Source organism: Marinicauda salina, from assembly GCF_003122085.1.
Lineage (GTDB): Bacteria > Pseudomonadota > Alphaproteobacteria > Caulobacterales > Maricaulaceae > Maricicauda_A > Maricicauda_A salina.
The window spans coordinates 485,384-498,032 of sequence record NZ_QEXV01000001.1 but is presented as its reverse complement, the minus strand read 5'-3'; the positions used below and the strand labels follow the sequence as shown (position 1 = coordinate 498,032).

Below are 12,649 nucleotides of genomic sequence, written 5' to 3'. Positions count from 1 at the left end.
CCCGCCGTTTCCGGCGGGCGTTTTCATGTCTCGCATCGAAGCGGCGTTCAGCCTTCCGGCGTCGCGCCCTTCTTGCCGCGCGGCTCGATGCCGCGGCCGGTCGTGCGCTCGGCGATGCGGGCCGACTTGCCGCGGCGCTCGCGCAGGTAATAAAGCTTGGCGCGGCGCACCTTGCCCTTGCGCTTGACCACGATCGACTCGATCAGCGGCGAATGCACCGGCCAGACGCGCTCGACGCCCTCGCCGAAGCTGATCTTGCGCACGGTGAAGTTCTCGTTGAGCCCGCCGCCCGAGCGCGCGATGCACACGCCCTCGAAGCGCTGGACGCGCTGGCGCTCGCCCTCGCGGATCCAGACATTCACCGCCAGCGTGTCGCCGGCCGAGAAGTCGGGGATTTCGCGCTCGCCGAGGACGCGGGCGGCTTCTTCCTGCTCGAGCTGCTCGATCATGTTCATCGGTCGTCTCCATGACGCCGCCGATATCTCGTCCAGAGATCAGGCCGGCGCTTCCTCGTCGTGTCTTCCGCCTGTTCGCGCCGCCAGCGCGCGACCCTGCCGTGGTCGCCCGAAAGCAGCACCTCGGGGATCTCCCTTCCCTCCCACGCCCGCGGACGGGTGTAGTGAGGGTATTCGAGGAGATCGCCCTCGAAACTCTCTTCCAGCGTCGACTCCGTCTTGCCGATCACGCCGGGCAGGAGCCGCACGCAGGCCTCGATGAGGTACTGCGCGGGGATCTCGCCCCCGGCGAGGACGGCGTCGCCGACGCTCACTTCCTCCATGCCGCGCGCCTCGACGACCCGCTGATCGAGCCCTTCGAAGCGGCTGCAGAACACAACGACGCCCGGTCCCGCCGCCAGCTCCCGAACCCGGGTCTGGGTCAGCGGCCGGCCGCGCGGCGTCATGTGGATCAACGCGCGTCCCCGGAGGTCCACGCTGTCGATCGCCGCCGCCGCCACGTCCGGGCGCAGCACCATTCCGGGGCCGCCGCCTGCCGGCGTGTCGTCGACGGAGGCGTGCTTATGACGGGAAAAAGACCGGATGTCCACCGTTTCGAGCGACCAGAGTCCGTTCGTCCGCGCCGTCTCGACCAGCGACACGCCGAGCGCGCCGGGGAAGGCGTCGGGGAACAGGGTGAGCACGGTCGCGGCGAAGGTCATGGCCGCGGCTTTAGCGACCGCCCGGTCCGTGCGCAAGCGCGCGCTCAGCAGGGCGGGTCCTGGACCTCTTCCAGACTTTCGCCGCCGCCGAGCTGGAACCTGAAACAGGCCTGCTCGCGCGTCTCATGCTCCGCCGGGCTGTAACGCCATCGCGAGAATGCGACTTCGACCGCGAGCCGGTAAAGCTCCCGGATATACTCACCCGCAGGCTCATCATCATGAGCCGAGGCGCATGAACCTTCGACCTCTGTCATACGGCCATCGGGAATCGCGCTTCCCGTAACTTCGCAGACCGCCGCAAAGCCGTTATCGGCGACCGCCAACGGAATTTGTGGCTCTTCCATATTCGTGGGCCATCGGCGGACTCGCCAGACGCCGTCTTCACGCTCGAGCCGCATCGTCCGCCGCAGGTCATCAGCCATCGCTTCAGGCTGGCGCACGTCCATGCTTTCGAGCGCGGCCTCAGCCGCATCCAATGCGGCCGGGTCGGGATCGGGCGGGCAAGCCAGGGCGGCGGAGTCGGGATCGGGCGGCGAGCCCTCATATTCGATTTCGCACCGAATGCTCTCGGTCTGCAGCGCCAGCGCGGCGATAAGCTCCAGCATGTCTCCTCCCCCGTGTTTCCCGCGACGCTAGCATCGGCGCACGCGACACGCGAGAGGGGCGCTACTCCACCACCTCCGGGGGATCGGCGACGATCTTGCCGGCCGCGAGATCGACGTGCGGAACGGCGGCCTTCGTAAACGGCAGGAACCAGCCCGGCGCGGGCGAGGCGTCGATCTCCAGCAGGTCGCCCGCGCCGTAATTCTGCACCGCCTTGACCCGGCCGAGCGGCCTTCCCTCGAGGTCCTCGACGGCGAGCCCGACGAGATCGGAATGATAGAACTCGTCAGGGTCGGGTTCGGGCAGCAGATCGCGGGGCACGTAGAGCAGCGTCCCCTTCATCGCCATGACGTCCTCGCGGGTGACCGGCTCTTCGAAGGCCGCCACCACGGTCTCGCCGCCCGAATGACGCGCGCGCACGGGCGTGAGGATCACCTTCCCGGTTTCATCGAGGAACGGCCCGTAGCCGCACAGCGCGTCCGGATCGCCGAAGGCGCGCAGCTTCGCCTCGCCCTTCACCCCGTGGGCGCCGGCGATCGCGCCGATGACGATGAGGTCGGGTTGGGTCATGGGAGAAGCCCTCGCCCTTCGAGACGCCCGATCCCCTCATCCTGAGGAGGCCGCGAAGCGGCCGTCTCGAAGGACGGGGATCGGGCCCTCAGGATGAGGGCTTCTTCGGTGCGCTTCGCAGCAGCCATCAATTATGGCCTTATACGGTCATGGAGGCGTGGGTCTATATTCTGCGTTGCGCCGACGGATCCTACTACACCGGCCTGGCCCGCGGCCCCGATCTCGCTCGCCGCATGGCCGAGCACGAGGCCGGCGAGGGCGCCGACTACACGCGCAGGCGGCTGCCGGTCGAGCTGGTCTTCAGCCAGCATTTCGCGCGCATCGAAGACGCCATCGAAGCCGAGCGCCGGATCAAGGGCTGGAGCCGGGCCAAGAAGGAAGCGCTGATCGCGGGGCGTTTCGATCTGCTGCCGGACCTGTCCGCCCGGGGCTTCAGGCCGGCCGCCGACGACGCGGACGGGGACGATTGACGATCCCAAATCCCGTCCTTCGAGACGCCCCGTTCCCCTCATCCTGAGGGCGCGCGAAGCGCGCGTCTCGAAGGGCGAGGGGAACGGGGCTCCTCAGGATGAGGGATTTGGGATTGGCAGGAAGCCTACGACTTCTCTTTCTCGCCCTCGGCCTCGTCGGCCTTGTCCTCGGAGGCGTCTTCAGCCTTGGCTTCCTCGGCCGGAGCTTCCTCAGCCTTCGCCTCTTCGGCGGGGGCCTCTTCAGCCTTGGCTTCCTCGGCCGGAGCCTCTTCCTCAGCCGGGGCGGCCTTGGCCTCTTCGGCGGCTTCCTTCTTGGCGCGCTCCTTCTCGGCGCGCTCCTCGGCGCGTTCCCTGGCCTTCTCGCCCGGCTCGGCCTTCTTCGGATTGTGGCCGTGCTTCCACTCGATCAGGCCGGCCGCGCCCAGGAAGCGGGCGACGCGCTCGGTGGGCCGGGCGCCCTTCTTCAGCCATTCGGCCGCCTTCTCGGCATCCAGCTTGACGCGCTCGTCATGGTCCTTCGGCAGCATCGGGTTGTAGGAGCCGATGCGCTCGATGAAGCGGCCGTCGCGGGGATCGCGGCTGTCGGCCACGACGATGCGGTAGAAGGGGCGCTTCTTGGCGCCGGCGCGGGCGAGGCGGATTTTCACAGACATGGGGGTCTTCCTTTCAGAGGTGATCAATCTATTGGATCGGTTCGTCGTTCGGGCTGTAGCCGGAACAGGGATTCTGCACGGGATAATCGACCGAGAGCCCGTCGCGGCCGTCGCCGGCCGCCAAGCCTTCAGGCTGAAAATCGATTATGGCCTGCACGCCTGATCGAGGCTCGACCGGTTGCGGTTGATCGCCAGTGAGCGCCAGCTGACCGTTATCACTGGTGACGATCTCTCGGATCGGGAATCCGCGGCGGGGCGCATAATTCCACGACTCGATCTCGCGAGCGCTCTCTCGTTCGAACGCCGCAATCGCACGCGCTTCGGCCCGCCGCGCCTCGACGACACTTAAACCTTGAGCCAGCAAATGCTCGGTCGTGCCAGGCAGAAGGCGGCAACGAACACAGATATTCTGCGTCTCGCCCGACTCATGCACGTCGTAAACAACGCTGCACACTCCGGCGATGCCGAGGTTCCCCGCCTCATCGGGATAAGCAATGGTAGACCTTGCATCTAAAGCGATCAGCGCGGCAATCGGGATCAAAAGGGCAAACACGCTCACTTCTTGCCTCCCTTCGGGAAGCCGGGCGGGAGGCCGTCGGGCCCCAGCGGACCGCCGAGACCCGGCGGTCCTCCGGAACCGCCGGCGCCCGGCAGGCCCGGCAGTCCTTTCGCGCCTTTCGGCGCCTGTCCCTGGAGAAGATCGGACGCGGCCTCGTCGAGGCCGGGCTGCGGCGCGCCGCCGCCCATGCCGGGCATGCCCGGCATGCCGGGGAAGCCGCCCTTGCCGCCCTTCTTGCCCATCTTCTTCATCATGTCCGCCATCTGGCGGTGCATCTTCAAAAGCTTGTTGACCTCGGGCACCTCGACGCCGGCGCCCTTGGCGATGCGGCGCTTGCGGCTGGCCTTGAGGATGTCGGGCTTGGCGCGCTCGGTCGGCGTCATCGACAGGATGATCGCCTCCTGGCGCTTGATCATCGTGTCGTCGAAGCCCGCCGAGGCCATCTGCGCCTTGGCCGCCTTGTTCATGCCCGGCAGGAAGCCCATGATTCCGCCGAGCCCGCCCATCTTCTGGATCTGCTTGAGCTGATCGCGAAGGTCGTTCAGGTCGAACTTGCCCTTCGCCATCTTTTTGGCGAGCTTCTCGGCCTTCTCCTGGTCGACGTCCTCGGCGGCCTTCTCCACCAGGGAGACGATGTCGCCGCGCCCGAGAATGCGGCCCGCCAGGCGCTTGGCGTCGAAGACGTCGAGCCCGTCGATCTTCTCGGATGTGCCGATGAACTTGATCGGCAGCCCGGTGACCCAGCGCATCGACAGCGCCGCGCCGCCGCGCCCGTCGCCGTCCATGCGCGTGAGCACCAGGCCGGTCAGCGCCAGGCGCTCGTGGAAGCGCCGCGCCGTCTCGACGGCGTCCTGGCCGGTGAGCGCGTCGGCGACCAGCATGGTCTCGCGCGGATTGGTCGCCCCCGCGATCGCGGCGGCCTCGGCCATCATCTCCTCGTCGATCGAGGTCCGGCCCGCCGTGTCGAGGATGACGACGTCATAGCCCTGCAGCCGGCCGGCGTTCATCGCGCGCTTCGCGATTTCGACGGCGGTCTGGCCCTTCACGATGGGCAGGCAGTCGACGCCGGCCTTTTCGGCCATCTGGGCGAGCTGCTCCATCGCGGCGGGCCGGCGCGTGTCGAGCGAGGCGACGAGCACCTTCTTCTTGTCGCGATCCTGGATCCGCTTGGCGAGCTTGGCCGTCGTGGTCGTCTTGCCCGAGCCCTGCAGGCCGGCCATCAGGATGGCGACCGGCGGCTCGCCCTCGAGATGGAGCCCCTCGGGCTCGCCCTCGCCGCCGAGCAGGCGAACGAGCTCGTCGTGGACGATCTTGACGACCTGCTGGCCGGGCGAGACCGAGCGGATGACCTCCTCGCCGACCGCCTGCTCCTTGACCCGCTTGACGAAATCCTTGACCGCGGGCAGCGCGACGTCGGCCTCGAGCAGGGCGACGCGGATCTCCCGCAGCGCGGCCTCGACGTCCTTTTCGGACAGCGCGCCGCGGCCGGTGATCCGGTCGAAGACTCCCGAAAGGCGTTCGCTCAGCGCGTCGAACATGTCCGTCCGTCCCTGCGGCTCACTCTCGTTTCGCTCCCCTCACCCTCCCGCTTCGCGGGTCCCTCCCTCTCCCCTCATGGAGGGGAGAGGGTCGGGGCGAGGGGTGGTCGACCCAACTCCGTCTTCCGCGCCCTCGTCCTTCGAGACGCCCCGGGGCCTGCGGCCCCTCGGCCCTCAGGATGAGGGCGCGGTTGTCTCGCCCGACCCCCTCATCCTGAGGCGCCCGCCGCCAGGCGGGCCTCGAAGGATGGGAGGCCGAACGCCAATCCCGAAACCCTCATGCTGAGGAGCGGGCGAAGCCCGCGTCTCGAAGCATCAGGGTTTCCCCAGCGCACGCGCGTATCGCCCCGCTGAGCGAGCCTTCGCCGAGCGGGGGACCTCGCCGGCCTCCGGGAGCGTCACCTTCGAGGTGGGCTCCGTGTGCCGGTAAGGCAAGCGGGTGAGCGCTTGCGCTGTAAGCGTGCGGATGTACGCGGGGTGTGGATAAGAGTCAATTCGGAGGCGATCCCCCGCCTTCCCCTCCGCGCCTGCATCGCCTACCTCTAGCGCCGACCCCGCCCGGACGCGAAAGGCCCGCCAGATGAAGATCGCCTTCCAGATGGACCCGATCGAGGCCGTCGACGTGAACGCGGACTCGACCTTCGACATCGCGCTCGAATGCTTTTCGCGCGGCCACGAGATCTGGATCTATCAGCCCGAGGCGCTGGTCTTCGACGACGGCGCGGTGCGCGCCGAGGCGCGCAAGGTCGAGCGGCTGGAGCGCAATCCCGGCGATCACGTGAGCCTGGCCGAGGCCGAAACGCTGAACCTGCGCGCGATGGACGTGATCTTCCTCAGGCAGGACCCGCCCTTCGACATGGCCTACATCACCTCGACGCACATCCTGGAGCATCTCCAGCCCGAGGTGCTGGTGGTCAACGATCCCGCCCATGTCCGCGACGCGCCGGAGAAGCTGTTCGTCACGCGCTTCGAGGGGCTGATGCCGCCGACGCTGATCACGCGCAGCGAGGCCGAGATCCGCGCCTTCTTCGACACCCATCGCCGCGACATCGTCGTCAAGCCGCTGTTCGGAAACGGCGGGGCGGGCGTGTTCCGCATCCGCGACAGCGCGGAGAATCTCGCCTCGCTGGTGGAGCTGTTCCAGCAGACGAGCCGCGAGCCGCTGATGGCGCAGGCCTTCGTCCCCGACGTCAGGAACGGCGACAAGCGGGTGATCCTGGTCGACGGCGAGCCGGTGGGCGCGATCAACCGCATCCCCGCCGAGGGCGAGGTGCGCGCCAACATGCATGTCGGCGGCCGCGCGGTGGAGAGCGATCTCACCAAGCGCGACCGCGAGATCTGCGCCATCATCGGCCCGGAGCTGAAACGCCGCGGGCTGGTCTTCGTCGGCATCGACGTGATCGGCGACTTCCTCACCGAGATCAACGTCACCTCGCCCACGGGCATCCAGGAGCTGAGGCGCTTTTCCGGGGTCGACGTCTCGGCCCTGCTCGCCGACTGGATCGAGGCGCTGCGGGCGTGAAACCCCGGCCGACCCCGGACTTGATCCGGGGGAGAGCCGGGGCCTCCATGCGACTGGCCTCTCGGAGGTCCCGGATCGCGCCTCCGGCGCGTCCGGGAATTCAGACCTACACCCCGACCCTCCCCTCGAGGGGAGGGAGACGCGCGCAGCGCCTCCTGCTTCGTCATCCCCGAGGCCGAAGGCCGTCGGGGAGCCAGAGAGCATGAATCGCCGACGTGAACGACCGGCTCTCCCTGGGTTCCCGCTTTCGCGGGAATGACGATAAGGAAGAGACTCCCGAGCGACCCGAACCGAAGGAGCGAGCCGAGTGATCAGCGAGGAGAATCTCCGCCTGCAATGGGCGCTCGCCTATCCGTTTCCGCGGCCGCGGAGCTCGTTCGTCTTCGTCGACGGCGAGACGGTGCTGCTCGAAGACACGCGCCCGGAGCGCGTCGGCGACTGGACCGCGCGCCATCGCGGGCGGGCGGTCAAGCTGCGCGACATCGTCGGCGCGGAGCGCGCGGGAGTGTTCGATCGCGGCGACTATCACGCGGTCGTCGCCGTCGGGTCGAACGCCGCGCCGGTGCAGCTCAGACGCAAATACGCCGACCATCTCGGCGACGTCGTCGTGCCGGTCGTGCGGATTACGGTTCCCGGCCACGTCATCGCCTGGGGCAAGCATGTCGCGCCCTACGGCTCGATCGGCGCGACCATCGCCGAGCACGCGGGCGCGTCGGTCGAGACCTTCGCCACGCTCCTGGGTCCGCACGAGTTCGAGCTGATGAACGGCACGGAGAATCTCGGCGAGACCTACGACCATCATCCCGTGACGGTCGAGGGCGCACCGGCGGCGGTCCGGCCCGACATGGTCGCCTACCGCTCGCTCGCCGGGCACATGCCGCTGCTCGTCGAGGGCTTTTCCCACGACAACTCGCCGCACCCCTATGGCGGGCAGTGGGAGGCCCAGCAGATGGCCGTCGAGATGCTCGGCCTCGACATCTCCGTCGACCGCTTCCTGCTGGAGAACGCGACCGATCCGGCCAAGGCCGCCGAGCGGGACGCCGCGCTGGCGCGGGCGTAGGAAACAGGGGTTGAAACCCCGGCCGAGCGGAGCGAGCGCCGGGGCCTCACGGCGATCATACGCCACCAGGTCCCGGATCGCGCCTCCGGCGCGTCCGGGATTTCAGTCATTAGATCTCACCCCGCCCGCCGCGCCTCGACCACGCGGCCCAGCCGCCAAGCCATCCAGACCGCCGCCCAGACATTTCCGAGAAACGGCAGGGGCAGGATGAAGGCGAGCGCGATGCGCTTGTCGGGCTCCATGAGCCAGATGATTACGGCGAGGAAGACGAAGCCGAGATAGAGATCGGCGAGCGTCACCGCGCCCCAGGGCTCGGAGACGAGCCATCCGACCGCCTCGGAGAGGCTCTGGCCTGCGGTCATGGCCGCCCAGACGATCATCGCGGCGAGCGCCAGCCCGCCTGCGGCGAAGAGAATGCGGAGAAGGGTCATGCGCGCGCTCCGGTTGGATCATCCGGTAATACGCGCGCGCCCCCCGTCGGGATCAGTCGCGGGGCGACGCCAGCGCCCTCCCTCCCCTTGATGGGGAGGGTCCCGAGGCGAAGCCGAGGGGGGGTGGGGTGACGGCCGAAGGGCGCTCTACGCTCGCCCCCCACCCGGCCCGGCCTGGGGCCGGGCCACCCTCCCCGCGGAGGGGGAGGGAGGGAGGAACGCCGCGTCAGAAAGAGCCTGCGCCGGCCTTGGTCCGGGGATGAGGGCCTTACGGCGGCGCGCGAAAATCCGGCCCGCGATCAGTCGCGGTCGGCCTCGGCCATCTCGGGCGGTTCCTCGGGCTCCTCGTAGGGCACGTCGGCCGGGGCGCGATAGCGCCGCTCGTCGAGCTGGCCTTCCCACTTGGCCACCGTGGTCGCCACGGTGGCGTCGCCGGTGACGTTCAGCGCCGTGCGCGCCATGTCCATGATCCGGTCGACCGGCAGGATGAAGCCCACGACGATGGCGATCTGCTCGGGCGGCACGCCGAAGGTCTCGAGCACGATCGCCAGCAGGAAGAGCGAGGCCGAGGGAATGCCCGCCGCGCCGATCGACACCACCGCGGCGGTGAAGGCGATCAGCACGTAATTGGCGAAGGTCAGGTCGTAGCCGAAGGCCTGGGCGGTGAACAGCGCGAGAATGCCGAGATAGAGCGAGGTGCCGTCCATGTTGATGGTCGAGCCCAGCGGCAGCACCGAACCGGCGACCGAGCGCTTGACGCCCAGGTTCTCGCTGGCGTTGGCGATCGTCACCGGCAGCGTCGCCGAAGACGAGGCCGTCGAATAGGCCACCGCGATGGCGTCGAGCATGCCGCGGACGAAATTCATCACCGGCAGGTTCAAGACGAAGCGGATGATGCCGCCATAGACCACGATCGCGTGGGTGAGCAGGCCGAGATAGACCGCGGCGATCAGGATCGCGATGGACGCCAGCGCCTCCACGCCCTGGCTCGCCACCGTGTAGGAGACCAGCGCGAACACGCCGAAGGGCGCGACCTCCATGACGATGTGGGTGACCTTGAGGATCACCTCGGAGCCGGCGGTGAAGAAGTCGCCGACCAGCTTGCCGCCGCGCCCGGCCATCAGCACGCCGATGCCCAGCAGGATGGAGAAGAAGATCACCGCCAGCACGTCGCCGTCGGCGAGCGCGGCGATGGGATTCTCCGGCACGATGGTGAGCAGGCGCTCGACCAGAGTCGGCGCCTCGCGCGAGACCGGCACGGCCTCGGCGCCGCCGAGATCGACGCCCACCCCCGGTTTGAACACGATGCCGAAGATGATGCCGATCGCGTTTGCGAAGATGGTGGTGATGAAATAGAGCGCGATCGTCTTCAGACCGATCGAGCCGAGCTTCTTGGGATCACCCAGCGCGACGACGCCGGCGGTGAGCGTGGCCAGGATCAGCGGCACGATCAGCATGCGGATGAGCCGGATGAAGAGATCGCCGATCGGGCGGAGATAGGCGTCCAGCCACGCCGTGGCGGCCTCCATGCCCATCGCCTGGGCCAGCACCGCGCCGAAGATGACGCCGAGGACGAGCGCGCCGAAGACGCGCTTCCACAGCGCCGTGCCGAACCACCACTTCATCAAAGAACCCTCCCCGCGGGCGTCTTGCTTCGGGCCGCGCAGCCTAAGCGGCGCCGGGCGCCAGTCAATCGGTCGCGAGCGCGTCCTCTGTCGCCTGCTCGCCGTTGTCGGCTTCGGCCGACAGGTCGTGGGCGGTCAGCGCGGCCAGCGTGAGGATGTCGACGACTCCGCCGCCGAGCCGGACGATCTGCACCGGCTTCTCCAGCCCCAGCAGCATCGGGCCGATGACGGTCGCCCCGCCGGCCGAGCGCATCAGCTTGGTCGAGATCGACGCCGAGTGGATCGCCGGCATGATCAGCACGTTGGCCGGCCCGGACAGCCGCGAGAACGGATAGATGCGGCGATGATCCGGGTCGAGCGCGACGTCGGCGTTCATCTCGCCCTCGTACTCGAAGTCCGCCCCGCGCGCGTCGAGCAGGCGCACCGCCTCCTGTATCCGGTCGGAGCGCTCGCCCTGCGGATTGCCGAAGGTCGAATACGACAGGAAGGCCACGCGCGGCTCGATGCCGAAGCGCCGCGCCCCGGCCGCCGTCTCGCAGGCCATGTCGGCGAGCGCCTCTGCGGGCGGGAACTCGGTGACGTTGGTGTCGGCGATGAACAGGCTGCGGCCGCGCGACAGCACCAGCGACATGCCGATCACGCGCTCCCCGGGCTTGGGATCGAGCGCGAGCTGGATGTCGCCCAGCGCCTGGGCGTAGTTGCGCGTGACGCCGGTGACCATGCCGTGGGCGTCGTTGTTGGCGACCATGCAGGCGGCGAAGACGTTGCGGTCATTGTTGACCAGGCGCTGCACGTCGCGGACGAGATAACCCCGCCGCTGCAGGCGCCGGTAGAGCCAGTCGGCGTACTCGGAATTCTTGTCCGACAGCCGGGCGTTGACGATCTTGATGGCGTCCTCGGGCACGCCGACCAGGCGCATGTTGGCCTTGGTGGTCTCCTCGCGGCCGATCAGGATCGCCTGGCCCAGCTCCTGGTTCTGGAAGGCGAAAGCCGCGCGGATGACGGCGGGCTCCTCGCCCTCGGCGAAGACGATGGTCTTGCGCGGTCCGGAGCGGACCTGGTCGTGGATCGACTGCAGGATCGCCGCGGTCGGATCGAGCCGCCGGGCGAGCGCGGCCTTGTACTCGTCCATGTCCGAGATCGGCTTGCGCGCCACGCCGCTCTCCATCGCCGCCTCGGCGACATAGGGCGGGACGTGGCTGATCAGCCGGGGATCGAACGGGGCGGGGATGATGTAGTCGCGCCCGAAGGTGGGCCGGGCGCCGTGATAGGCCGCGGCGACCTCGTCGGGCACGTCCTCGCGCGCCAGCGCGGCGAGCGCGCGCGCCGCGGCGATCTTCATCTCCTCGTTGATCGTGCGGGCGCGCACGTCGAGCGCGCCGCGGAAGATGTAGGGAAAGCCGAGGACATTGTTGACCTGGTTGGGATAGTCCGACCGCCCGGTCGCCATGATCGCGTCGGAGCGCGCCTCGCTGACTTCTTCCGGCGTGATCTCGGGATCGGGATTGGCCATGGCGAAGATGATCGGGTCGGCGGCCATGGACTTGACCATCGCCTTGGTCACCGCGCCCTTCACCGACAGGCCGATGAAGCAGTCCGCCCCGTCGAGCGCCTCGGCGAGCGAGCGCTTGTCGGTGTCGACGGCGTGGGCCGACTTCCACTGGTTCATGCCGTCTTCGCGGCCGGTGTAGATGACGCCGCGGCTGTCGCAGAGGATCGCGTTGTCGGGCTTCACGCCCATCGACTTGAGCAGCTCGAGCACCGCGATGCCCGCCGCCCCGGCGCCGTTCACCACAACGGTGAGATCCTCGATCTTCCGCTCGGTGAGTTCGCAGGCGTTGATGATGCCGGCAGCCGAGATGATCGCGGTGCCGTGCTGGTCGTCGTGGAAGACGGGGATGTCGAGCGCCTCGCGGAGCTTTTGCTCGATGAGGAAGCAGTCGGGGCCCTTGATATCCTCGAGATTGATCCCGCCGAACGTGTTCCCGAAGCGGCGCACGCACTCGACGAAGGCGTCGGCGTCCTCCTCCTCGACCTCGATGTCGATCCCGTCGACGTCGGCGAAGCGCTTGAACAGGACCGCCTTGCCTTCCATCACCGGCTTCGAGGCCGGCGCGCCGAGATCGCCGAGACCGAGGATGGCCGTGCCGTTGGAGATCACCGCGACCTGGTTGCCCTTGGAGGTGTAGTCGTAGGCGGCGTCGACGTCCTCGGCGATCGCCTTGACCGGCGCGGCCACGCCCGGCGAGTAGGCCAGCGAGAGGTCGCGCTGGGTCGCCATCGGCTTGGTGGCGCGCAGGGCGACCTTCCCCGGCGTGGGATAGCGGTGGAAGTTGAGCGCTTCCTCGTCGTCGATTCGGGACGTGCGGTCGCTCATTCTGGCCTCGCGGGGGACGGTCGGGGACGGAGCCTGCAGCCTAACCGCTTCGGTGCGCGCGGCAAATCGGGATGCTGCGGGTTTC

Annotated in this window: 13 protein-coding genes; 3 read left to right on the top strand and 10 right to left on the bottom strand. The window is 68.6% G+C overall.

What is annotated here, in order from left to right; genetic code table 11:
- Positions 1-47: 47 nt before the first annotated feature.
- The 4 genes from rplS to rimM all read right to left on the bottom strand — a co-directional run bounded on the left by rplS (position 48) and on the right by rimM (position 2,329).
- On the bottom strand, positions 48-455 hold the full coding sequence (gene rplS / locus DDZ18_RS02280; protein ID WP_109251730.1) for a 50S ribosomal protein L19: 408 nt from the start codon (positions 453-455) through the stop codon (positions 48-50).
- Positions 452-1,156 carry a tRNA (guanosine(37)-N1)-methyltransferase TrmD gene (trmD, locus tag DDZ18_RS02275; RefSeq protein WP_109251729.1) on the bottom strand — a complete coding sequence of 235 codons (705 nt, stop codon included), beginning with the start codon at positions 1,154-1,156 and terminating at the stop codon, positions 452-454. Before trmD ends, rplS begins: the two co-directional genes overlap by 4 nt.
- Before the next feature lie 44 nt (positions 1,157-1,200).
- On the bottom strand, positions 1,201-1,761 hold the full coding sequence (locus DDZ18_RS02270) for a hypothetical protein (RefSeq protein WP_109251728.1): 561 nt from the start codon (positions 1,759-1,761) through the stop codon (positions 1,201-1,203).
- A gap of 61 nt (positions 1,762-1,822) precedes the next feature.
- Complete coding sequence (rimM, locus tag DDZ18_RS02265) at positions 1,823-2,329, bottom strand: ribosome maturation factor RimM (protein ID WP_109251727.1); 507 nt, start codon at positions 2,327-2,329, stop codon at positions 1,823-1,825.
- A 149-nt stretch (positions 2,330-2,478) separates the two neighbouring features.
- Between rimM and DDZ18_RS02260 the strand changes: the two genes are divergently transcribed.
- Complete coding sequence (locus DDZ18_RS02260; RefSeq protein ID WP_109251726.1) at positions 2,479-2,799, top strand: GIY-YIG nuclease family protein; 321 nt, start codon at positions 2,479-2,481, stop codon at positions 2,797-2,799.
- 125 nt (positions 2,800-2,924) lie between these two features.
- On the opposite strand, the gene rpsP is transcribed toward DDZ18_RS02260, so the two are convergent.
- From rpsP to ffh, 3 genes are read right to left on the bottom strand one after another with little or no spacing between them, the layout of a single operon-like run.
- Entirely contained in the window at positions 2,925-3,452 is a 528-nt protein-coding gene (gene rpsP / locus DDZ18_RS14190; RefSeq protein ID WP_109251725.1) for a 30S ribosomal protein S16, read from the bottom strand.
- Between the two features lie 28 nt (positions 3,453-3,480).
- The gene (locus DDZ18_RS13650; protein ID WP_146190587.1) at positions 3,481-4,011 is read right to left on the bottom strand and encodes a hypothetical protein; all 531 of its coding nucleotides are present in this window, start codon (positions 4,009-4,011) and stop codon (positions 3,481-3,483) included.
- The gene (gene ffh / locus DDZ18_RS02250) at positions 4,008-5,549 is read right to left on the bottom strand and encodes a signal recognition particle protein (RefSeq protein WP_109251724.1); all 1,542 of its coding nucleotides are present in this window, start codon (positions 5,547-5,549) and stop codon (positions 4,008-4,010) included. Before ffh ends, DDZ18_RS13650 begins: the two co-directional genes overlap by 4 nt.
- Before the next feature lie 580 nt (positions 5,550-6,129).
- Here ffh and gshB point away from each other — a divergent pair.
- Together gshB and DDZ18_RS02240 are read left to right on the top strand one after the other, a co-directional pair.
- Positions 6,130-7,071, top strand: a complete 942-nt coding sequence (gene gshB / locus DDZ18_RS02245; protein ID WP_109251723.1) for a glutathione synthase — start codon at positions 6,130-6,132, stop codon at positions 7,069-7,071.
- 307 nt (positions 7,072-7,378) lie between these two features.
- Entirely contained in the window at positions 7,379-8,131 is a 753-nt protein-coding gene (locus DDZ18_RS02240) for a hypothetical protein (RefSeq protein ID WP_109251722.1), read from the top strand.
- A gap of 116 nt (positions 8,132-8,247) precedes the next feature.
- Here DDZ18_RS02240 and DDZ18_RS02235 read toward each other — a convergent pair whose 3' ends face one another.
- From DDZ18_RS02235 to DDZ18_RS02225, 3 genes are all read right to left on the bottom strand, one after another.
- Positions 8,248-8,562 (bottom strand): hypothetical protein, encoded by a 315-nt coding sequence (locus tag DDZ18_RS02235; protein WP_109251721.1) that lies wholly within the window; start codon positions 8,560-8,562, stop codon positions 8,248-8,250.
- 299 nt (positions 8,563-8,861) lie between these two features.
- On the bottom strand, positions 8,862-10,187 hold the full coding sequence (locus DDZ18_RS02230) for a dicarboxylate/amino acid:cation symporter (RefSeq protein ID WP_109251720.1): 1,326 nt from the start codon (positions 10,185-10,187) through the stop codon (positions 8,862-8,864).
- A 64-nt stretch (positions 10,188-10,251) separates the two neighbouring features.
- A complete protein-coding gene (locus tag DDZ18_RS02225) occupies positions 10,252-12,564 on the bottom strand; it encodes an NADP-dependent malic enzyme (protein ID WP_109251719.1) in 2,313 nt (770 codons plus the stop codon).
- Between the last annotated feature and the right edge of the window lie 85 nt (positions 12,565-12,649).